Origin of the sequence: Candidatus Accumulibacter contiguus, from assembly GCF_012940005.1 — a bacterium.
Classification (GTDB): domain Bacteria; phylum Pseudomonadota; class Gammaproteobacteria; order Burkholderiales; family Rhodocyclaceae; genus Accumulibacter; species Accumulibacter contiguus.
In genome coordinates this window covers 15,156-35,390 of the sequence record NZ_SPMX01000053.1, presented here as the reverse complement: position 1 = coordinate 35,390, position 20,235 = coordinate 15,156, and the positions used below count along the sequence as shown (strand labels likewise).

Annotated in this window: 20 protein-coding genes and 2 riboswitches; of the genes, 9 read left to right on the top strand and 11 right to left on the bottom strand. The window is 60.9% G+C overall.

Annotated features, from left to right (window positions below; translation table 11 throughout):
• Positions 1-51 precede the first annotated feature (51 nt).
• On the bottom strand, positions 52-804 hold the full coding sequence (locus tag E4Q08_RS16485) for an FCD domain-containing protein (protein ID WP_034912748.1): 753 nt from the start codon (positions 802-804) through the stop codon (positions 52-54).
• Between the two features lie 219 nt (positions 805-1,023).
• Here E4Q08_RS16485 and E4Q08_RS16480 point away from each other — a divergent pair, with 219 nt between their 5' ends.
• The 4 genes from E4Q08_RS16480 to E4Q08_RS16465 are packed head-to-tail and all read left to right on the top strand — an operon-like array spanning position 1,024 to position 4,390.
• The gene (locus E4Q08_RS16480) at positions 1,024-1,806 is read left to right on the top strand and encodes a (Fe-S)-binding protein (RefSeq protein WP_169071180.1); all 783 of its coding nucleotides are present in this window, start codon (positions 1,024-1,026) and stop codon (positions 1,804-1,806) included.
• Positions 1,803-2,492 (top strand): LutC/YkgG family protein, encoded by a 690-nt coding sequence (locus tag E4Q08_RS16475; RefSeq protein WP_169071179.1) that lies wholly within the window; start codon positions 1,803-1,805, stop codon positions 2,490-2,492. The genes E4Q08_RS16480 and E4Q08_RS16475 overlap by 4 nt, the downstream gene beginning before the upstream one ends.
• The gene (locus E4Q08_RS16470; protein ID WP_034916843.1) at positions 2,489-3,928 is read left to right on the top strand and encodes a LutB/LldF family L-lactate oxidation iron-sulfur protein; all 1,440 of its coding nucleotides are present in this window, start codon (positions 2,489-2,491) and stop codon (positions 3,926-3,928) included. Before E4Q08_RS16475 ends, E4Q08_RS16470 begins: the two co-directional genes overlap by 4 nt.
• 6 nt (positions 3,929-3,934) lie before the next feature.
• Positions 3,935-4,390: a hypothetical protein gene (locus tag E4Q08_RS16465; protein ID WP_169071178.1), complete on the top strand. Its 456-nt coding sequence runs from the start codon at positions 3,935-3,937 to the stop codon at positions 4,388-4,390.
• Positions 4,391-4,440: 50 nt separating this feature from the next.
• Here the strand turns inward: E4Q08_RS16465 and E4Q08_RS16460 are convergent, their stop codons facing one another.
• The 9 genes from E4Q08_RS16460 to E4Q08_RS16420 all read right to left on the bottom strand — a co-directional run bounded on the left by E4Q08_RS16460 (position 4,441) and on the right by E4Q08_RS16420 (position 12,247).
• Complete coding sequence (locus E4Q08_RS16460) at positions 4,441-4,629, bottom strand: hypothetical protein (RefSeq protein WP_034916845.1); 189 nt, start codon at positions 4,627-4,629, stop codon at positions 4,441-4,443.
• A gap of 94 nt (positions 4,630-4,723) precedes the next feature.
• A complete protein-coding gene (gene clpX, locus E4Q08_RS16455; RefSeq protein WP_034916847.1) occupies positions 4,724-5,725 on the bottom strand; it encodes an ATP-dependent Clp protease ATP-binding subunit ClpX in 1,002 nt (333 codons plus the stop codon).
• Positions 5,726-5,728: 3 nt separating this feature from the next.
• The gene (locus E4Q08_RS16450; RefSeq protein ID WP_034916849.1) at positions 5,729-6,001 is read right to left on the bottom strand and encodes a hypothetical protein; all 273 of its coding nucleotides are present in this window, start codon (positions 5,999-6,001) and stop codon (positions 5,729-5,731) included.
• A gap of 68 nt (positions 6,002-6,069) precedes the next feature.
• Positions 6,070-6,825, bottom strand: coding sequence for a DUF2946 family protein (locus E4Q08_RS16445; RefSeq protein ID WP_169071177.1), 756 nt, complete (start codon positions 6,823-6,825; stop codon positions 6,070-6,072).
• A gap of 45 nt (positions 6,826-6,870) precedes the next feature.
• Positions 6,871-7,353, bottom strand: a complete 483-nt coding sequence (locus tag E4Q08_RS16440) for a glutathione peroxidase (protein ID WP_034916851.1) — start codon at positions 7,351-7,353, stop codon at positions 6,871-6,873.
• A gap of 2 nt (positions 7,354-7,355) precedes the next feature.
• Entirely contained in the window at positions 7,356-10,271 is a 2,916-nt protein-coding gene (gcvP, locus tag E4Q08_RS16435) for an aminomethyl-transferring glycine dehydrogenase (RefSeq protein WP_169071176.1), read from the bottom strand.
• Between the two features lie 24 nt (positions 10,272-10,295).
• Positions 10,296-10,679 carry a glycine cleavage system protein GcvH gene (gene gcvH / locus E4Q08_RS16430; RefSeq protein ID WP_034916852.1) on the bottom strand — a complete coding sequence of 128 codons (384 nt, stop codon included), beginning with the start codon at positions 10,677-10,679 and terminating at the stop codon, positions 10,296-10,298.
• 55 nt (positions 10,680-10,734) lie between these two features.
• Positions 10,735-11,826, bottom strand: a complete 1,092-nt coding sequence (gene gcvT / locus E4Q08_RS16425; RefSeq protein ID WP_169071175.1) for a glycine cleavage system aminomethyltransferase GcvT — start codon at positions 11,824-11,826, stop codon at positions 10,735-10,737.
• Positions 11,827-11,896: 70 nt separating this feature from the next.
• Positions 11,897-12,012: riboswitch (glycine riboswitch) on the bottom strand.
• A riboswitch (glycine riboswitch) is annotated at positions 12,013-12,101 on the bottom strand. It lies immediately after the preceding riboswitch.
• Positions 12,102-12,103: 2 nt separating this feature from the next.
• Positions 12,104-12,247 carry a hypothetical protein gene (locus E4Q08_RS16420; RefSeq protein WP_169071174.1) on the bottom strand — a complete coding sequence of 48 codons (144 nt, stop codon included), beginning with the start codon at positions 12,245-12,247 and terminating at the stop codon, positions 12,104-12,106.
• A gap of 356 nt (positions 12,248-12,603) precedes the next feature.
• On the opposite strand from E4Q08_RS16420, the gene E4Q08_RS16415 reads away from it, so the two are divergent.
• The 5 genes from E4Q08_RS16415 (at position 12,604) to E4Q08_RS16395 (ending at position 19,452) form a co-directional block, all read left to right on the top strand.
• On the top strand, positions 12,604-13,413 hold the full coding sequence (locus E4Q08_RS16415) for an NF038130 family PEP-CTERM protein (protein WP_169071173.1): 810 nt from the start codon (positions 12,604-12,606) through the stop codon (positions 13,411-13,413).
• Between the two features lie 151 nt (positions 13,414-13,564).
• The gene (locus E4Q08_RS16410) at positions 13,565-15,103 is read left to right on the top strand and encodes an undecaprenyl/decaprenyl-phosphate alpha-N-acetylglucosaminyl 1-phosphate transferase (protein ID WP_169071172.1); all 1,539 of its coding nucleotides are present in this window, start codon (positions 13,565-13,567) and stop codon (positions 15,101-15,103) included.
• Between the two features lie 6 nt (positions 15,104-15,109).
• The gene (locus E4Q08_RS16405) at positions 15,110-15,550 is read left to right on the top strand and encodes a low molecular weight protein-tyrosine-phosphatase (RefSeq protein WP_169071171.1); all 441 of its coding nucleotides are present in this window, start codon (positions 15,110-15,112) and stop codon (positions 15,548-15,550) included.
• 325 nt (positions 15,551-15,875) lie between these two features.
• Positions 15,876-17,075: a polysaccharide export protein gene (locus tag E4Q08_RS16400; protein ID WP_211203460.1), complete on the top strand. Its 1,200-nt coding sequence runs from the start codon at positions 15,876-15,878 to the stop codon at positions 17,073-17,075.
• A gap of 121 nt (positions 17,076-17,196) precedes the next feature.
• Entirely contained in the window at positions 17,197-19,452 is a 2,256-nt protein-coding gene (locus tag E4Q08_RS16395) for a polysaccharide biosynthesis tyrosine autokinase (protein ID WP_169071169.1), read from the top strand.
• A 21-nt stretch (positions 19,453-19,473) separates the two neighbouring features.
• Here the strand turns inward: E4Q08_RS16395 and rlmB are convergent, their stop codons facing one another.
• A complete protein-coding gene (gene rlmB / locus E4Q08_RS16390) occupies positions 19,474-20,232 on the bottom strand; it encodes a 23S rRNA (guanosine(2251)-2'-O)-methyltransferase RlmB (protein ID WP_169071168.1) in 759 nt (252 codons plus the stop codon).
• Positions 20,233-20,235 lie beyond the last annotated feature (3 nt).

Here is a 20,235-nt window from a genome sequence, read left to right as displayed (position 1 = left end):
ATGCTGCCGCGGCCCCGTCGCTGCTGCTGGCGCCGCCAACCCTCATGACGATCAACTCAGGTGTCGCAGCGATCGTTGCTGGCGTTTTTCCGAGCGTGCAGCATCGCTGAGGCGTTGACGGACATAGTGGATGTGGGTTTGCGCGGCCAGCCGCGCGGCCTCGGGTTTGCGCTCGACGATCGCATCGCGGATGGCCTGATGCTGCTTCATCAATTGCCGACCGGTGTCGGGATGGACTGCCATTTCCCGGAGGCTGCGTCGGACATGCTCGTGCAACAGGCGCAGGATGCTGCCCAGGAGGTGACCGTACAAGGCATTGTGCGTTGACTCGGCAACCGTCAGATGAAAAGCGACATCGGCGGCGACCTGCGCACTCCGATCTTCGCCGAGATAGGCTGCGTCCAAGCGGATGTACGCTTCTTCGAGACGTTGCAGGTCAGCATCGGTTGCCCGTTGTGCGGCCAGCTCGGCCGCCGACGCCTCAAGTAGATGGCGGAATTCGAGCACGTCGTCCTGCAGGAACGGATGCTGATCGATCAATTGTTGCCAGGGATCAATGAAGCTGGAGTCGAGCCGGTCGGTGACGTAGGTGCCGCCGCCCTGACGACTGACCAGTAGCTCGCGCGAAACCAGTTTCTTGATCGCTTCCCGCAGTGAGGGGCGGGAGACTCCCAGTTCCACCGCCAGTTCTCGCTCGGCCGGCAGGCGGTCGCCCGGTTTCAGTGAACCCTCCAGAATGCGCGTCTCGAGTTGATGAGCAATGGCGTCGGGGATGCGCGGCAGATTGAGCTTGCTGTAACTCATGCGGGTCTGTCTATCGGGTTGGCCTGCTCGGGATTATTGCAGGAATCCAGTGGTCTTACCAGTGATCGTCGGCCAGGACGATCGATATTTCTGGCAGAACCCTCGGACTGATTTGCTGGCGCCGGAAGCAGTGCGGACATTGACAAATCGGACGGGCGGTCTTAGAGTACGAAAAATTGGTCTTACCACTTTTCCTTACTGCGACAAGAGGAGTCCGCCATGGAAGAAACAGGCAGCCGCCAATACCCCGAGAAGCCGGCCAGGGTCTATCTTTTCGGGACCTGTCTGATCGATCTATTCTGTCCGGAGGCCGGCATGGATACGCTCCGCCTGCTCGAGCGCGAGGGAATCGAGGTCCATTTCCCGGCCGATCAGACCTGCTGTGGACAACCGGCGCACAGCAGTGGCTTTCCCGAGCAGACACGCGCAGTGGCGTTGTCGCAGTTGCGCCTGTTTCCGGAACCGTGGCCAGTGATCGTTCCTTCCGGTTCCTGTGCCGGCATGATGCGTCACCATTACCCCAGGATTTTCGCCGACGATGCGCGCCTCTTGTCCGAGGCCAGAGCGCTTGCCGAGCGGATTTTCGAGCTCTCGGAGTTTCTTCTGCACGTCGTCAAGGTTCGACTGAGCGATCAGGGCGCGCCGGCTCGTGTGGCGCTGCATACCTCCTGCGCCGCCCGTCGCGAAATGGGTACGCACCTGCATGCACGTGCACTGCTTGGCCAGTTGCCAGGAGTCGAAGTCGCCCTGCATGCCCACGAATCCGAATGTTGCGGTTTCGGTGGCACGTTCTCGCTCAAGCACCCGGCGATCTCGTCGGCGATGGCCAGCGACAAGGTCGAGGCCATCCAGGAAACCGGTGCACAGACCTTCGTCTCGGCGGACTGCGGTTGCATGCTCAACCTCAACCACACTCTGCAGAAGCGGGGGAATGGCCTGCAGGGCCAGCATCTGGCAACTTTCCTGTGGCAACGCAGTGCTGGCGAGAGGGGGCGGCAATGAGTGCGCGTGACCATATCCTGCAACGATTGCGTGCGGCACCGCAGGGAAAGGCACCACTGCTGCCCGACGTGCATGCTTTCCATGCCGCGAGCCGTGCCGGCAGGCCGGACAGCAGTCGTGCCGAGCGTATCGAACTGTTCTGCGAGAAGATGGCTTTCTGGCATGGAGAGGTGCTTCCGACGACGCACGCCGACTGGCCGAATAAACTGCGCGAGTTGTGCGTGGCCAAGGGGGTTCGTTCCTTGTTGCATGCCGAACCGCATGCGGCGGCGCTGCAGGCCGCCGGGATTGGCGGGCTGAAAGCTTATGATCGAGCAGTCGATGGGTGGAAGAAGGAACTCTTCCACGACACCGACGCCAGTCTGACCTCGACGCGCGGCGGCATTGCCGAGACCGGTACGCTGATCATCTGGCCGGACGCCAGCGAACCGCGTCTGATGTCGCTGGTGCCGCCGATCCATTTTGCTCTGCTGGACGCCAGGCAACTGTACGACAATCTCTTTGCGGCAATGACCGAGCAGGGCTGGAGTGAGCACATGCCGACCAACGCACTGCTCGTCTCGGGTCCGTCGAAGACCGCCGACATCCAGGTGACGCTCGCCTACGGTGCGCATGGCCCGAAAGAGTTGATCGTCCTGTTGCTGCTCGAAGAGGGAGAAGAAGGCGAAGAGGAGAAACTGCAATGAACGCCAAGCCACTACAGTTCGTTCCCGCCAGTGAATTCAAGCAGCGCGCCGCGGCGGCAGTCGCCAACGAGCATCTGCGTCGCAGCTTCCGCGGCGCCATGGATTTCCTGATCAACAAACGCGCAGTGCAATTTCCCGACGCCGCACTGTTCGAGAAGCAGCGTGCGCTTGCCGAGCATATCCGCAAGTACAGCCTGGCTCGGCTACCCGACTTGCTCGAACAACTCGAGCGCAAGCTGACCGAGAACGGTGTGCAGGTGCACTGGGCCGAGAACGCGGAACAGGCCAACCGGATCATCATCGACATCGCCCGGCGACATTCAACGAAGCTGATGGTCAAGGGCAAGTCGATGGTCAGTGAAGAGATCGAGCTCAATCACGCGATGGCCGACGCCGGCATGGAGGCCCTCGAGAGCGACATGGGCGAATACATCGTCCAGCTGGATGGCGAAAAACCCTCGCACATCATCATGCCGGCGATCCACAAAACCAAAGAGGAGATCGCCCGCCTGTTCGCCGCGAAAGTGCCGGGCGCCACTTACACCGATTCGGTCGATGAACTGATCGGCATCGGCCGCGCCGTCTTGCGCGAGAAGTTCATGACTGCCGAGATCGGCCTCTCGGGAGTGAACTTCGCCGTCGCCGAAACCGGCACCCTGTGCCTGGTCGAGAACGAGGGCAACGGCCGCATGTGCACCACCGTTCCCGACGTGCATATCGCCATTACCGGCATCGAAAAAGTCGTCGAGAAGCTCGAACACGTGCCACCGCTGCTCGGGTTGTTGACGCGCTCGGCGACCGGGCAGGCGATTACCACCTATTTCAACATGATCAGCGGCCCGCGCAAACCGGGTGAAAAGGATGGGCCGCGCGAAATGCACCTGGTACTGGTCGATAATGGTCGCACCCAGGCCTACAGCGACGAACAGATGCGATCGACACTGCAGTGCATCCGTTGCGGCGCCTGCATGAACCATTGCCCGGTATATACCCGCATCGGTGGCCACGCTTACGGCACGACGTATCCCGGTCCGATCGGTGAAATCATCTCGCCACATATGCTCGGTCTCGCCGCCACGCATGTCCTGCCGACGGCTTCGAGTCTCTGCGGTGCCTGCGGCGAGGTCTGTCCGGTCAAGATTCCGATTCCCGACCTGCTGATCCGTCTGCGGGCTGAGGCACAGCACGACGCACGCCCTGGTCACACGCCCATGCTCGGTCAGGGCGCAGCAAAGAGCGGACTGGTGGACGCCGTCTGGTCAGGCTGGGCGGCGTTGTATACGCGCCCCGCGCTGTATCGTGCCTTTGGCTGGCTGGCAACGCGTTTCCGGGCGCTGACACCGCCGATGCAGTCCGGCTGGACGGTCAGCCGCACGCCGCTCAAGCCGGCAAAGCGGACCTTGCACGAGCAGATGGCGGTCAGAGAAAGGCGCTGACCGATCATGACTAAATCACCGCCTGCCGAACCGAAATCTCGTACCTGCATCCGTTACGACGATCTCCTCTCCGCCTTCGATTGGGTCAGCGCCGCCGCGCCATCTGAGCACTCCGCGTTCGTCTCGCGCCAGACGGGACGCCTGCACTGGGCTTCGTCCAGCCACCACCTCGAAGAGGAACTGCCCGAGGACATCGACGATGCCACGCTGTACGTCGCCGTCCCGCACAAGTACGACCTCGACCTCGGGAAGGACCTGGTTTGGCGCTTCGCGGACGAAGTACTCCCCGAATCGTCGGACACCATCGCCGCATTCTTCGACCGCCGCGGCGCGTATGCGCGCTTCAAGGATTTCCTCGAACGGAAAGCTTGTCTGCAAGCCTGGTACGACTACGAGACCAAGGCAACCGAGGCGGCACTGCGGGAATGGTGTGAGGAAAACGGCCTGCAACTCGTGCCGTAGGCTGAGAAACCGTAGGTTGGGGTGAACTTGCGAACCCCAACACCTCGCCATCACTCGCCGAACCCACCCTCGTCGCGCGCAGCCGATGCCCAGTCCGGATTCAGCAATCCCAGCCGTAGGTATCGGTGAATCGACGAATGCGGCCAATCGACCGCTCGCCTTGGGTAGTAGAGCAGATTGTCCTGGAACATGCTGATTCCAATGAGTTCGATCAGATAGAAAGCGAGCACGCTGAACACCGCGAGCTTCGGAATCCGCCAGCAACGGGGCCGCAGCCGCGATCCGGAAAAAATCGTTGTGCGTCGGCAGGCAGGCGCTGGCCGGCTGCCGTGCTTACTTCCTTCTGAAAAAACGGGCATCTTCGAAGAGCGAGCGGATTTCAACCTTGCAGATCTCGGGTTTGTCCGGTACGACGTAGAGAATCGGCGTGATCAGTTCCTCGAAAATGCCGCGCAGGCTGCGCGCGCCGGTCTTGTATTCGATGGCGATTTCGGCAATCTGCTCGAACACCCGCTGGCCGATACTCAACTCCACGCCCTCGCCCCGGAAGATTTCGATGTACTGTCGATAGATCGAGTTCTTCGGCACGCTCATGATGCTCACCAGCATCGCCTTGCTCAGCGGGTGCAGGTTGGCGATCACCGGCAGGCGGCCGGTGAATTCCGGAATCAGCCCGAATTCGAACAGGTCGGTCGGTTTCACCCGCTGGTTCAGTCGGTCGAGGATGTTCTGGTTGTCGTCAGTCGAGGTGGCGATAAACCCGAAACCATGCGTCTTGGACATGATCTTTTCGAGACCGACGAAGGCTCCACCGCAGATGAAGAGGACATTGCTGGTATCGATGTACTGATTGTTCTTCAGCTTTACCGGCGAACCTTCCATGATTTTCAACAGCGCGTGCTGCACGCTCTCGCCGGAAGTGGCCCGCGATTCGGCTGGCGTCGCTTTCAGCTTGTCGATTTCATCGATGAAGATGATTCCGTGCTGGGCGTTCTCGACGTTCCCGTCCGCCTTCTCCAGCAGCCGCTGCAAAGCCGCCTCGATTTCTTCATTGACATACTTGGTCTGCGCCAGCGAAGTCGCATCGGCAGTCACGAATGGTACATCGAGCATCCTGGACAAGGTGTCGCAGAGCAGGGTTTTTCCGGTTCCGGAAGGTCCGACGAGCAGGACGTTGCTTTTGGCGAACGACCCCTTGTCCTTGGCGAAGGTGGCGATTTTCCGGTAATGCGAGTAGACGGCAACGGCCAGAATCTTCTTGGCTTCATCCTGGCCAATGACATACTGATCGAGATACCTCACGATCGCGCTGGGCGTGGTCTCTCTGGTTAGCAAGGCCTACTCGTGTTTGAAGGCAAGAAACATCTTGAAGCAGCGAGCGAAGGCCAGCGGTGTTTCGCAATGCTCGGCCCATAGCTCGGTCGTCAAGGAAAAGGAAACGTCAGCATCGGCTTCTCGATCCTTCACCCAGACCAGGCGGCGATCACTGAAAACCCCGGTAGGCAGGCGGCTCTGGATGAAGGCCCAGACCTCATCCAACTGATCGAAATTGCCCAGATCCCCCCCAGTGTCGGAGCCTTCCTCTTCTTCCACAAAAACCTGGTAGCGCATCACAAACCTCGGCTAAGAAACGGCCCGACACAGGAATGTCGGATCCGCGGTTGGCGGACAGCGCGCAATTATTCGCCAACATCAATCATTAGTCCATCCCGCCAGGGTTTATCGCAGCCGTTGCTCCCGCCATCGCCGTTACTATGAAAGTCGCGAGCGACTCTCGAATCTCCCCTCCCCCCTCGCGGGGGAGGGGTCAGGGGTGAGGGGAAACGGTCATGAATTTCATCATCGGGGGTGTCTTGCAAAGTCATGACCGTTTGCGGGGAAGCCACGAAGCCATAGCGTCCGGGCACATCGGACCGGCGTACCGAGACCACCGGCACGCGCTGGCCTACCCAGTCGAGGGTCAGCGCGGTCCGGCCGGCAAGCGGCTGCGCAATGATTTCGAACAAGCTCGCATCGTCAGCGGACTCGCCATTCGGCAAGTGCAGGCAGTCGCGCAGGGCAGGCAGATCCCGGTCGCAGAGCAAGGCGATTCCTTCCGGGATCTCGATCAGCAGATTCCCTTCGTCATCGAGGGCGGCGCCACGGATCGTGCTGACATCCTCGCCGGTATGCGTTTCCAGGCGGTCTGTCGCAACCAGGCGCAGTACCCACGGCGTGTACTCCAATTCGACAAACACCCGTTGTGGGCCATTCTGCACGAAGTAGTTGCCGTCCTGGTCATGCGCGTACTGGCGGTTCAGGAAGTCGTTGAGGCCGGCATGGCCAAGCGCCTCGCCGCGCAGTCGCCAGCGGCCACGCCGGTCCAGCGACAACCAGCCGTAGCAGGCCGGCACGTTCGGCCAGCGCAGCATGGCGCTGAAATCAGGCGCGGGCATGAGGCCAGGCCTGCCGATCTTCGTCATTCGCTGCAGCCAGCAGCATCAGAGCAGTTTCTCGATGTCGTTGGCGATGGACTCCGGGGCGGTAGCCGGGGCATAGCGTTCATTCACTTCCCCCTGGCGATTGACCAGAAACTTGGTGAAGTTCCATTTGATTGCTTCGCTGCCAAGCAGGCCAGGTGCGGCCTTCTTCAGATACTGGTAGAGCGGATGGGCGTCGTCGCCGTTGACCTCGATCTTGGCAAACATCGGGAAGCTGACGCCATAGTTCTTCTGACAGAAGCCGGCAATTTCCTCTGCATCCCCTGGTTCCTGCGATCCAAACTGGTTGCAGGGAAAACCGAGAACCACCAGGCCGCGCTCCCGGTAGCGCTGGTAAAGCGCTTCGAGACCCGCGTACTGTGGCGTGAAGCCGCAATGGCTGGCGGTGTTGACGATCAGCAGAACCTTGCCGGTGTAGTCGGCCATCGACTGCTGGCCTCCTGTGAGGAGTTTGACGCTGAACTCATGGATGGGTGCGCGCATGCTCATGTCTCCGGATGTGGGTTGTTGCGCTCGCCGATTTCATCGATCGGGGCGCAGGTACAGAACAGGTGACGGTCGCCATATACGTCGTCGACGCGATTGACGCTCGGCCAGAACTTGTTCTCGGCCACCTGTGGCAGCGGGAAAACGGCCTCCTGTCGGGTGTACGGCCGGTTCCAGTGGCGGTCGACGAGGTCGGCCTGGGTATGGGGTGCGTGCTTCAGCGGGTTGTCATCGGCCGGCCAGTGGCCCCGTTCGATCTGGCGGATCTCGTTGCGGATGCTGACCATTGCGGCAATGAAACGGTCGAGTTCGGCCTTGGTTTCCGATTCGGTCGGCTCGACCATCATCGTCCCGGCGACCGGGAAGCTGACCGTCGGTGCGTGAAAGCCATAGTCCATCAGCCGCTTGGCGATGTCGATCTCGGAGATTCCGGTCACCGCCTTGAGCGGGCGAATGTCGAGGATGCATTCGTGGGCCACCCGTCCATTCCTGCCAGAGTACAACACCGGGTAGTGTGCCTGCAGGCGGCTGGCGATGTAGTTGGCGTTGAGGATGGCCACTTCGGTGGCACGGGTCAGTCCGCTGCCGCCCATCATGGCGATATACATCCACGCAATCGGCAGGATCGAAGCCGATCCCCAGGGCGCTGCGGCGACGGCGCCCTGACCCGCATGTGGACCGCTGATCGGCTGCACGCGGTGGTTGGCCATGAATGGCGCGAGATGCGCCTTGAGACCGATCGGTCCCATCCCCGGACCGCCGCCACCATGCGGGATGCAGAAGGTTTTGTGCAGGTTGATGTGGCTGACGTCGGCGCCGATTCGTGCCGGCGAGCTCAGACCGACCTGCGCGTTGAGGTTGGCGCCGTCCATGTACACCTGGCCGCCATGTTCGTGAACGATGGCGCAGATATCCTTCACCGCTTCCTCGAAGACGCCATGCGTCGAAGGGTAGGTGATCATCAGGCAGGCGAGATTGGCCGCGTTCTGCGCCGCCTTGGCCGTGAGGTCGGCAAGGTCGATGTTGCCGGCATCGTCGCAATCGACCACCAGCACGCGCATCCCGCACATCTGCGCGGTGGCGGGATTGGTGCCGTGCGCCGATTTCGGGATCAGGCACACCTTGCGCTGAGCTTCGCCACGGCTGGCGTGATAACGTGCGATGGCAACCAGGCCGGCGTATTCTCCCTGCGCCCCCGAGTTCGGCTGCATGCAGATGGCGTCGAAACCGGTGATCGCCTTGAGCCAGGATTCCAGCTCGCTGATCATCTGCAGATAACCCTGCGCCTGATCGAGCGGGGCAAAGGGGTGGATGTCGGCGAATTCCGGCCAGCTGATCGGAATCATCTCGCTGCTGGCGTTGAGCTTCATGGTGCAGGACCCGAGCGGGATCATCGAGTGATCGAGCGCCAGATCCCGGTTCTGCAGCTTCTTGAGGTAGCGCAGCATCGCATGTTCGGTATGGTGCGTATTGAAAACCGGATGCGTGAGGATCGCGTCCCGGCGCAGCAGGCTTGCCGGCAAGGTCGGGTCGGTCTGTCGCAGTTGCTCGTCGAGTGGTTTGAGGTCGGCGTTGACCCCGGTGATCAGCTTGATCAGCCTGGCGATGTCGGTCGCCGAGGTTTTCTCGTTGATGGCGATGCCGAGTATGCCTGGGGCGACCTGGCGAAGATTGTAGCCTGCCTCGCTGGCGGCCTGGTAGGCGATCAGCGCTCGGCTGCCCAGGTCGACGCGCAGGGTGTCGAAGAAGTACCTGGTGAGGACGGTGATTCCGGCACGCCGCAAGCCTTCGGCAAGAATTGCGGCGAGGCGGTGGATGCGTGCGGCGATGCTGCGCAGGCGGTGCGGGCCGTGATAGATGGCGTACATGCCGGCCATGTTGGCGAGCAAGACCTGGGCGGTGCAGATATTCGAGTTGGCTTTTTCGCGACGGATGTGCTGTTCGCGGGTTTGCAGTGCCATGCGCAGCGCCTGCTTGCCGCGGACATCAACGGATACCCCGATGATGCGGCCGGCGACCGCACGCTTGTATTCATCCCTGGTGGCGAAGAATGCGGCATGCGGACCACCGAAACCGAGCGGGACGCCGAAACGCTGTGACGATCCGAGAGCGATGTCGGCGCCCATTTCGCCCGGCGAGCGGAGAAGTACCAAGGCCATCAGGTCGGAGGCGACGGCAACGATGCCGCCGCGTGACTTGACGGCAGCAATCGGACCGCTCAGGTCGCTGATTTCGCCGTGATCGTTCGGATACTGGAACAGCGCACCGAAGACCTCCTGTTGCGCCGCCTCGTCCGGTGGACCAAAGACCAGTTCGAAGCCAAAGAAACCGGCGCGAGTCTGGAGCACGTCGATGGTCTGCGGGAAGCAGGCCACGTCAACGAAAAAGAGGTTCGACTTCGACTTGCTGGCCCGGCGTGTCATGCTCATTGCCTCGGCTGCCGCGGTTGCCTCGTCAAGCAATGAGGCGTTGGCGAGTTCGAGGCCGGTGAGGTCGATCACCATCTGCTGGTAGTTGAGCAGTGCTTCGAGGCGCCCCTGCGCGACTTCTGCCTGGTAGGGAGTGTAGGCCGTGTACCAGCCTGGATTTTCAAGCACGTTGCGCAGTACCACCGCCGGGGTCAGCGTGTCTGAGTAGCCCATTCCGATCAGCGAATGCTGCACGCGATTACGGCCGGCAATGGCGCGCAGGGCCGCCAGCGCTTCGCTTTCCGGACGCGGCTCGGCGAGAGCCAGTGGCGTCGCCAGTCGAATCGTCGCCGGGATGGTCTGTTCGACGAACTGTTCCATGCTGCTGGCGCCGATGCTGGCCAGCATGGCGGCGATGTCACTCGCGCTGGGGCCGATGTGGCGGCTGATGAAATCGTCGCGCCGTTCGAGCGCCGCGAGCGTCGGAGAAAGGGAATGGGCATCCATGGTGTTTTCCGGTAGGGTTCTGGCCTAAGCGGCGTCGATGATCTGCTGGTAGGCGGCAGCATCGAGCAGGGTATCGATGTCGCTGGCTGCCGCCGGCCGCATCCGGAACAGCCAGACCGTATAGGCGTCCTGATTGACCGTTTCGGGTGCGTCTACCGCCGCCTGATTGAGGTCGACGATGGTCCCCGCCAGCGGCGCGTAGACGTCGGCGGCGGCCTTGACCGATTCAACGACTGCAGCTTCCTGTCCGGCGGCCAGCTCGCTGCCGACTTCGGGCAGTTCGATGAATACCAGGTCGCCGAGCAGTTCCTGTGCATGCCCGGTAATGCCGATGCTGATGGTGCCGTCGGCTTCGCTGCGGATCCATTCATGAGTGCTGGTGTACTTGCGGTCGGCGGGGATGTTCATCTGTTCTCCTGAGAGGTTGAAGTCTTGCTGAAGTCTTGCGATTGGCGATCGGCAATCAAACGAGAATATTGCCATTTCTGACGAAGCAGGGCTTGACTACCTGGGCGCTGAGCAGTTTATCGCGAACCGCGACCTGAACCGTATCAGCAATCGCCACGGCGAGCGGCAGGCGGGCCAGGGCGATCGATTGCTGCATCGTCGGGGAGAAACTGCCGCTGGTGATTTCACCGGCACCGTACGCCGTATGGACCGGCTGGTGGGCACGCAGCACGCCGCGATCGAGCAGCAAGAGGCCAAGAAACTGGTATTGCTGTGGCCTCGCGAGGAGGGCGGCCTTGCCGACGAAGTCGCGTTCCGAGACGAGGTCCACTGTCCAGGCGAGGCCTGCGTCGAGCGGTGAAACGGTTTCGTCCATATCCTGGCCGTAGAGATTCATGCCGGCTTCGAGGCGCAGCGTATCGCGGGCACCCAGGCCACATGGCCGCACGCCGGCCTCGCTGAGCCTCCTCCAGAGACTCTCGGCCTGTTCGGCGGGCAGGGTGATCTCGTAGCCGTCTTCACCGGTGTAGCCGGTACTGGCGATGAAATAGTCACCGACGCTGGTGGAAAAAAACGGTTTCAGGGCTGCACTGGCGGCACGGCATTCCGGCAGCACCTGCCAGACGCGCTGGCGGGCGTTCGGTCCCTGGACGGCAAGCATCGCCAGCGCATGGGCACCCTCACGACGCGGCGTGATGCTGACTGTCAACTGCCAGTCGTCGAGGCGGGCACGCATCCAGGCGAGATCCTTATCGGCAGTACCGGCATTGATCACGACACGGAAACGGCTGGCGTCGAGGTAGTAGACAATCAGGTCGTCGATGACCCCGCCGCTTTCGTTGAGCATGGCGCTGTACAGGGCCTTGCCGGGAATCTTCAAGCGCTCGACGTTGTTGGCGAGCAGACGCCGCAGGAAAGCACCGGCATCAGTGCCCTCGACATCGACGGCACACATGTGCGAGACATCAAACATGCCGGCGTCACGGCGGACGGCGTGGTGTTCCTCGATTTGCGAACCGTAGTGGAGAGGCATCTCCCAACCGCCAAAATCGACCATTCTTGCGCCGCTGCGGCGGTGGCTTTCGTTAAGGACCGTTTTCTTCATCATTGTCTCAAGTTGTCGGTAAGATGGATCGAAGGGCATGCCGGAAACAAAAAAGGGGCGAACCCGTATCGAGTTCACCCCCTGTCCATGTACCTGAGAGATTATCCGGCTGCCACCGTGAATCGGTGAGTAGCAGCCTGCCCCATCGGTGGGCGCTTCGCCAGACGCGTGCGCCGCTCTCCAGAGTTCCATTCACGAACGGTCCTTTTGCCTGAGCGTTTCCGGGTGGATTGCGCCTTCGGCGGCGACCTCCTGCCGCGCTCTCCCATTCGCGCCGTCACTATAGCGCGCGGAGCGCCTTGCTCGCAAGGTCACCGTGGTCGTCGCGGCGCAGGAAGAAGCGCTCGGCTGCACACTTCGCAACGCTGACGTTCGGGGCCAGTTCGGGTGCTTCAGACGGAATCCTGCCTGACGGCGGGGACACCGATTTTCCTGCAAAACGCCTTGGCTGGTACTATAGTAGACATACAGGGGTCAGGCAGGTGAGCACTGGGGGGACAGTTGGATTCTTTGATGGGAAGAGAGGAGAAATGGCGGTGCGGAGTGTCAGTTTTTCTTACACTTCAGCGACTTCAGCCAAGTTTTGAATTCTTAAGTGTCTGGTTTATAAGGGTATTTGTTTTCTGGCACGAATTTTGCTACGATATATACAGGTCAGGTTTTGCTGATGGGATGGGGAATCTCCCAGGAAATACCCGGAGACCAAGACTTGTGAAGCCCATTTAAACCCTCATCAACCAGTTTCTGAAAAGGGTGGTGACTGAAGTGAAGGAGTTATCAATGAATGTATCGCATGGCAAGACAAAGGTGGCTTTGGCCGTTCTCGGTATGGCCGCTTCGGCAGTGTCGTGGGCAGCGCCGGTTCCGATTAGTGGCTACAGTACGGGAGGGGTTACGGCTCTTTTCAATACGCCTGACCCTTCCATTACGACGGGTTTGCTCACCAAGAACACAGGAACGCTTGCACAGGCGTTGGCCGGCAATGCGGCAGCCCCGGGTGGCAACGTCGAGTTGGGGAAGTTTGGTGTTTCTCAGGGCCAGTTGACTGGTACAGTCAATGGCAAGCCCATTACACTGAGCAGCCTGGATGAGAGAGACTGGAAGAACCCGGATGGGAGCGCCACGGAACTGACCTTTCGTTATGTCGGGGATGCAGCGGCATCGGTAGGTGCTTCCTTGACCCAGCTTCAGTTGAACGCCATCGTCAATAGCTTCCTGAATGTGCCGACTGGCAGCGGTTTAAAACCCTGGCAATTTGTAAGTGATCCCAACATTTCTTATGTGGAAATCGATGGTCACACGGTCGATATCGGACTGGCGGGCTTCCTTGACGCGACGGCAATCCTTCAAATCCTGTTTCCGGGCGTGACGGTCCCTGCAGGTTCGAAGGTGAGTGAGGTAGTCGAGGTGACTCTTGGCTCCAAGCATGAGTATCTGTACGGGTTTCGTGCCGACCCATCGCTTGTTTTCACGGCAGATGGATCGTACACAGGCAACTACAACGTACAGATCATCCCCGAACCCGCATCGCTGGCACTGTTAGGCATCGGCCTCGTCGGTCTGTTCCTGGGTCGCCGTCGTCGTGTCTGAGCCAGTCTGAGGACTTCTCGGCGCGAGAGCGCCATCGGGGTGTGAAAACAGAGCCCGCGAGGGCTCTGTTTGTGTCCAGACTCTGGAACCAATGAGGGAGTGGCTTGTCCCGCCGGGATTGGCATCCTGTCGGAATATTGTGGAGGTGGTCATGCAATTGGCCTTTCTATTCGCTGTGTGTCTGTTGATATCCTGTGTGGCCATCTGGCTGAGTGCCGCGCTCGCCAGTCATCTGGGGATCATGGATCGACCCGGCGGGCACAAGCAGCACGAAACCAGCACACCGTTCGTTGGCGGCTTTGGCGTGATCGCGGTGGTCATCAGCATGCCTCTGCTGGGCAAATGGTTTTTCGTGGATTTCAGCATTCTTCCCTTGCCAGGGCTTCTGGTCGGCGCCGTAGCCATTTTTCTGACCGGTCTTGCCGACGACATCTGGTGTCTCGGCTTCAAGCCCCGTTTGCTGATTCAAGCCCTCGTTGCCCTGTCGATGGTCCTGATCGGCGGCGCTGAGCTGAGGACGCTTGGAGAGCTTTTTCCTGGCGTGCACGTTGAACTTGGTTGGCTATCCGTTCCCATGGCAATTTTCGCAACCATCGGCCTGATCAACGCCCTCAACATGATCGATGGCATTGATGGTTTGTCCGGTTCGGTGAGTCTGGTCAGTCTGGCGCTTGCCGCCATGGTTGCCCATGGCAGTGGCAATAATGCCCATGTTTTTTTCATCATTGCCCTGATGGGTGGTGTCGGTGGTTTTCTCTATTACAATCTGCGCTACCCCGGCAACCGCCGGGCGCGAGTTTTTCTCGGGGATAACGGGAGCATGCTGCTGGGCTTCCTGTTTGCCTGGTTGTTCATCGTGCAGTCACAGGAGGCGGGCCGGGCGGCGATGACTCCGGTCACTGCCCTGTGGTTGTTCGCACTGCCGCTGATGGACACCGTGGGTGTCATGCTCCGCCGCATCTGGCTGGGCAAGTCGCCGTTTCGTCCCGACCGCCACCATCTGCATCACCTCTTCGTTCGCGCCGGGTATCGCGTCAGTGACGTGGTGGCGTTGGCTGTGGCCATACAACTGGTCCTGGGTCTGATCGGCATCTATGGTCTGTTGATCGGCGTGCCCGAGTATCTGATGTTCTGGCTGTTTCTCGGGGTATTCGGCGCGTATTTCCTGGGGATTCTGCGGCCATGGCGGATGGTGCCCTGGCTGCGGCGGATCAATGGCTCGCTGGGCCTGCCGTCGGTCCAGACACGCGGTATCTTCATTGGCTATCTGCGCAAGGAGAGATGTCGGGAAGTTCTTGGCGTGATTACCGAGGGACTCGGCAATGACTATGATTACCAGGTGAGTGTTCACCAGATGGGCACGTCGGGCGGCGACGAATGCCGGGTCTACTGTGTGGTGCACATTCCTGCCGAAGGCGATGATCCCTTGATCGGCAGAATCCAGCGCGATGCGCTGCGCATCAAAAGACGCCTCGCCAAACAGCAGGGTGTCGAGGTGAGGCTGTTCCTCGGTCGCAAAGTCGAGAACGACCTTCGGACTTCCTACTCGGCAATGATTGGGGGAGGCAGCCGACGGGCGGAACGTCGTGGCGTGCGAAGCACCCTGATCTGCTCGATGGAGCGCGGCCAGCGCATGGTCCACAACGAGGGAGCTGGCTTTGGACTCAGCCTGCCGCCAGGGTATGGGTGATTTGACATGTTCAACAGGATTCTCACCGTTTGTACCGGTAACATCTGCCGCAGCCCGGCGGCAGAGTTCCTTCTGCGTCAGCGCATCGAGAGGGTGGGCAAGCGGGTTGAAGCACGCTCGGCCGGCATCGGCGCGCTGGTCAATCACCCGGCCGAAGAAGCAACCTGCGCGATGATGAACGCTCGTGGTGTTGACCTCAGTACACATCGTGCCAGTCAGCTCACTCGCGAGCGACTCCGCTGGGCCGAACTGGTTCTGGTGATGGAAACACATCACCGGGATGCCGTGCTGGCGATGGACCCAACGGCGCGTGGCAAGACCTTCTTGCTCGGGCACTGGACGAAGACGGAGATTCCCGACCCGTATCGGCGAGGGGACGAGGCACACGCCGAAGCGCTGCAGCTGATCGAGGAAGCCCTCGAGCCCTGGGTCGGCAAGCTCGGTTGAATGGCTTGATCGATCGTACATTCCGTACATTCGCAGGAATGTAAAATATAGTACGGGCAGGCGCGTCGACTGGCCTTATCCTTATCCTTATCCTTGCTCTGTGGTTGGGAAGATCCCCGGAAGCACCCTCATCCCTCTCCCGTTCAGTCACTTTTTGGTGCGCTCGGAGAGCCTCTGTTGCAGCGGACTGCTCCGGCAGCGAACGCTGATGACTTGGCGGGAGAGTGTCGCCCGATGTACACTGCGCGGCGCTCTGTTGTCGAGAGCGGCCTAGAAACCGAATTGAGGATCAGAACCGAATTTAGGATCAGATATGAGCTTCAGCATGAATGTGTCTCCGGCCCCACTTGCCAGGATCCACCAGATCCTGGCGTGTCTTGCCGTGAGTACACTGGCGGGCTGCACGATCATTCCCGGTAACCAGGCGTACAGTCACCGCGATGAGTCGGATGTCCGACTGCCGATACAGCAGGGTGACACGCTGGCTCCCGCCAACGTCAAGATCAAGCAGATCACTGCCGAACTGATCATCGACATGTTCAAGGCGGCTCGGCCGCCAGTGGGTGACGGCACCAGCTCAGCCAAGGTGGCGGAGAAAAACAATCCTCGCTTTTCAGGCGATCAGCCAGGTCCGGTGCCCGAATACCGACTCGGCGCTGGTGACATCATCTCGATCATCGTCTGGGACCACCCGGAACTGACCATTCCTGCCGGCAGCTTTCGTACGGCGGAGCAGGCCGGCACCGTGATCGCCGAAGACGGGACCATTTTCTTTCCCTACGCGGGCGTCATCAAGGTTGCCGGCAAGACGACCAGCGAGGTGAGGTCGATTCTGTCGACCAAACTGGCCAAATACATCGAGAAGGTTCAGCTCGACGTGCGCATGGTGGCATTCCGCAGCCAGCAGGTGTACGTCGTCGGTGAAGTCGCCAAGCCGGGTATTCAGCAGGTGACCGACATTCCGATGACCGTTCTCGATGCGGTCAATCGTGCCGGTGGCTTCACGCCCGATGCGGACTACAGCCGCGTGCTGCTCACCCGGCGCGGCACAACCTACCTGGTCGATATTCAGGCCATGTATGACTACGGTGCCAGGGAGCAGAACGCGCTGCTGGAGCAGGGCGACATCGTCAACGTCGCCGACCGCAGCTATAACAAGGTGTTCGTGCTTGGCGAAGTCGCCAAACCGGGTTCGCTGGTGATGAACAAGAAACGTTCGACGCTTGCCGAAGCGCTCAGCGATTCCGGCTACATCAATCAGACAACCGCCGATCCGCGCTGGGTCTATGTCATGCGCGGCAACAGCGATACACCGGAGTTGTTTCATCTCGATGCCAGCCTGCCGGACGCGATGCTGCTCGCCGATCGCTTTCCGTTGCGGCCTCGCGACATCATTTACGTCGACACCGCACCGATTGTTCGCTGGCAGCGCGTGATCGCCAACATATTGCCGACGGCGCAGATGCTCAATCTGACCAGCCAGACCTATTACCCACTCTTCGGCGGGCGACAACCGACACGCTGATCCTGAACCGGGCCGCTTTCCGGGTGGCTCGCTGACTAAACGCGTCGGCGGCGAGCGACTGCCGGCTCACCCTGCTTAACCGCCAAGCCCGCTGTCGGGCGGCTGCGACCACGGACGACCAATGGACAACGACCAGTCAAGACTCTCTGCCAATACCAACGCTCTTCCTGGCATGACCGCAGCCGCAATGCAGCCGCTGCCGCAGATCTCCTCCGAAGAGGTGGATGAAGGATTGGCGCTTGGCGAGATCATTGCCGTACTCATGGACTACCGCTGGCTGATTGCGGCGATCAGCCTGCTGGCCCTGGCCATCGGTCTGACCTGGGTGTTTGTCAGCAAGCCGATCTACCGGGCGGACGGTCTGCTGCAGGTCGAAGAAAAAAGCTCCGGGGTCGGTTCGCTGAAGGCCCTGCAACCCCTTCTGGGTGACGATACGACGGTTTCTGCCGAGATCGAAATCCTCAGCTCGCGGATGGTCCTCGGACGGGTGGTAGCCAAGCTCAAGCTCGACATCGTTGCCGTGCCGAGGACGCTACCCCTGCTTGGCAGCGTGCTGGCCAGGCGTTACGAGGGCGATGAACCGAATTCCCCGTGGCTGGGTCTCTCCAGCTTCGCCTGGGGGGGGGAACGCATTCAGGTCGACTCGCTCGATGTCCCGCGGCCGCAACTGGACCAGAAACACACCCTGATCGCCGGGGAAGGCGGGGCTTTCGAGGTCTTCGATCAGGATGATCAACTGGTCCTCAAAGGCAAGGCCGGGACGCGTGCCAGTGAGCAGGGCTACGCGATCTTCGTCGCGGAACTCAGGGCGCGGCCGGGTACGCAGTTCCGGCTCAGGAAGCTCTCCGCGGAAACGGCGATTGACGATCTGCGTCGCAACTACTCGGTCAAGGAACGCGGCAAGAAGTCGGGTGTCCTCGAACTGAGCCTGCTTGGGCAGGACCCGGCCGAGATCGGTCTCGTCCTCGACGACATCCAGAACACCTATGTTCGCCAGAATGTCGAGCGGCGATCGGCCGAAGCCGAGAAAACGCTGAAGTTCCTCGAAACCCAGCTGCCCGCGCTGAAAACGCAACTGGACAGCGCTGAAGCGGCGTACAACAACTATCGTCAGAGCCGCGGTTCTCTCGATCTGAGCCTCGAGACCCAAGCGATCCTGAAGTCGCTGGTTGACGTCGAAAACGCCGCTGTACAACTGAAGCAGGAGCGTGACGAACTGCGTCAGCTATTCAAGCCGGAGCATCCGCGGATCGAGGCGGTGGAAAACAAGCTGCAGCGCCTCAATGAACGCCGCAAGCAGTTCGACGCCGAGGTTGCGCGCTTGCCCGATACCCAGCAGACGGTGTTGCGCCTCGCTCGTGACGTGGAAGTCTCCAACCGGTTGTATACCGAGTTGCTCAATACCGCCCAACAGTTGCGGGTCACCAAGGCGGGAACGATCGGCGACGTTCGCGTCATCGACCCAGCTGCGGTCGGCCGCAAGCCGGTTGGCGCCGGTCCGATCGCCATTCTGGCCATCGCGCTATTGCTCGGCCTGCTGGTCAGCATGGTGGTGATCTGGGTACTGCGTTCGCTGCGCGTGGTGGTCGAAGACCCGGAGATCATCGAAGCACAACTCGGTCTGCCGGTATACGCAACGGTGCCACACAGCAAGACCGAGGTCGAGTTGCATCGCAAGGCGCGCGGCGGCGCCGGCGAACTTCTGGCGGTCGTCTATCCGGAGGATGACGCAGTGGAGAGTCTGCGCGGACTGCGCACGACGCTTCACTTCGCGCTCCTCGACGCGCAGCGCAACTCCTTGCTGATCACCGGATCAAGTCCGGGTCTGGGCAAGAGCTTCATTTCCAAGAACCTGGGCGCCGTCCTCGCACAGGTCGACAAACGTGTCGTGATCGTCGACGCCGACCTGCGCCGGGGGCACCTCCACAAGGAATTCGGCATCGAGCGTGCACCTGGCCTGTCCGAGTATGTTGCCGGACAGGCATCGCTGGAAGAAATTCTCAAGACCACTGCGGTGCCCATGCTGTCGGCGGTCACGACTGGGCATATTCCGCCCAATCCCTCCGAGTTGCTGATGCATCCGCGTTTTGAGGTGCTGCTGGCCGAACTCGCTGCGAATTTCGACACGGTGATCGTCGATGCGCCGCCGGTACTTGCCGTCTCTGATGCAGCGATCATCGGGCGTCATGTCGGAGCGACGCTGATGATTGCCCGAGCTGGCAAACACCCGATTCGCGAGCTCGAACAGGCGGTCAAACGGCTCAATCAGGCGGGCGTCCAGGTCAAGGGCTTCGTTTTCAACGACCTCAACGTCAGCCGCCAGAATTATCGATATGGCTACAAGGGCTACGTCTACCGTTACTCGTACAAGACCTGAGCGCCAGGAAGTGGCGGCGGGCTACTTCCTGCCGGTTTCCTGGCTGCTCCGACGCCGCCGCGCTTCGTAAAGGCAGACGCCGGTGGCCACAGAGACGTTGAGACTGGCCACTGACCCGAGCATCGGGATGCGTACCAGTTGATCGCAGGTTTCCCGAGTCAGGCGGCGCAGGCCATCGCCTTCGGCGCCCAACACCCAGGCGCAGGCGATTGGCCACTGTGCGCCATACAGATCTTCTGTTGCTTCGTCGTCGGTACCGACCACCCAGATCTCGCGTTCCTTGAGTGCACGCAGGGTGCGAGCCAGATTGGTGACCGTGATGTACGGTACGGTCTCGGCAGCCCCACTGGCCACTTTGACTGCCGTTTGGGTCAGACCGACAGCACGGTCCTTGGGAGCGATCACCGCGTGCGCGCCGACGGCATCGGCGACGCGCAGGCAGGCCCCGAGATTGTGTGGATCCTGGATGCCATCGAGGATCAGCAGGAAGGCCGGTTCATCGAGCGTATCGAGAACATCGTCCAGTGCCAGGTGGCGCTGGGTTGCATCGACGCTGGCGATGACCCCCTGATGCCTGGCGCCGGGAGCGATCGCTTCGAGGCGGGCAGACTCCACCGGCAGTACGCGTACCCTGGCGAACTCTGCGTGACCAAGCAGGTCGCGCAGACGCGCATCGTGGCGACCCGAATCGACATAGATCTCGCGCACCGCAGCCGGGTCGTGACGCAGTTTGGCGAGAACCGAATGAAAGCCGAAAATCAGACGGGCATGAGCGGACATGGC

Excerpts from the sequence above, each read along its gene's own strand:
- E4Q08_RS16485 (WP_034912748.1), bottom strand. The coding sequence starts at position 804 with ATGAGTTACAGCAAGCTCAATCTGCCGCGCATCCCCGACGCCATTGCT.
- E4Q08_RS16480 (WP_169071180.1), top strand. The coding sequence starts at position 1,024 with ATGGAAGAAACAGGCAGCCGCCAATACCCCGAGAAGCCGGCCAGGGTC.
- E4Q08_RS16475 (WP_169071179.1), top strand. The coding sequence starts at position 1,803 with ATGAGTGCGCGTGACCATATCCTGCAACGATTGCGTGCGGCACCGCAG.
- E4Q08_RS16470 (WP_034916843.1), top strand. The coding sequence starts at position 2,489 with ATGAACGCCAAGCCACTACAGTTCGTTCCCGCCAGTGAATTCAAGCAG.
- E4Q08_RS16465 (WP_169071178.1), top strand. The coding sequence starts at position 3,935 with ATGACTAAATCACCGCCTGCCGAACCGAAATCTCGTACCTGCATCCGT.
- E4Q08_RS16450 (WP_034916849.1), bottom strand. The coding sequence starts at position 6,001 with ATGCGCTACCAGGTTTTTGTGGAAGAAGAGGAAGGCTCCGACACTGGG.
- E4Q08_RS16445 (WP_169071177.1), bottom strand. The coding sequence starts at position 6,825 with ATGCCCGCGCCTGATTTCAGCGCCATGCTGCGCTGGCCGAACGTGCCG.
- E4Q08_RS16440 (WP_034916851.1), bottom strand. The coding sequence starts at position 7,353 with ATGCGCGCACCCATCCATGAGTTCAGCGTCAAACTCCTCACAGGAGGC.
- gcvP (WP_169071176.1), bottom strand. The coding sequence starts at position 10,271 with ATGGATGCCCATTCCCTTTCTCCGACGCTCGCGGCGCTCGAACGGCGC.
- gcvH (WP_034916852.1), bottom strand. The coding sequence starts at position 10,679 with ATGAACATCCCCGCCGACCGCAAGTACACCAGCACTCATGAATGGATC.
- gcvT (WP_169071175.1), bottom strand. The coding sequence starts at position 11,826 with ATGATGAAGAAAACGGTCCTTAACGAAAGCCACCGCCGCAGCGGCGCA.
- E4Q08_RS16415 (WP_169071173.1), top strand. The coding sequence starts at position 12,604 with ATGAATGTATCGCATGGCAAGACAAAGGTGGCTTTGGCCGTTCTCGGT.
- E4Q08_RS16410 (WP_169071172.1), top strand. The coding sequence starts at position 13,565 with ATGCAATTGGCCTTTCTATTCGCTGTGTGTCTGTTGATATCCTGTGTG.
- E4Q08_RS16405 (WP_169071171.1), top strand. The coding sequence starts at position 15,110 with ATGTTCAACAGGATTCTCACCGTTTGTACCGGTAACATCTGCCGCAGC.
- E4Q08_RS16400 (WP_211203460.1), top strand. The coding sequence starts at position 15,876 with ATGAATGTGTCTCCGGCCCCACTTGCCAGGATCCACCAGATCCTGGCG.
- E4Q08_RS16395 (WP_169071169.1), top strand. The coding sequence starts at position 17,197 with ATGGACAACGACCAGTCAAGACTCTCTGCCAATACCAACGCTCTTCCT.
- rlmB (WP_169071168.1), bottom strand. The coding sequence starts at position 20,232 with ATGTCCGCTCATGCCCGTCTGATTTTCGGCTTTCATTCGGTTCTCGCC.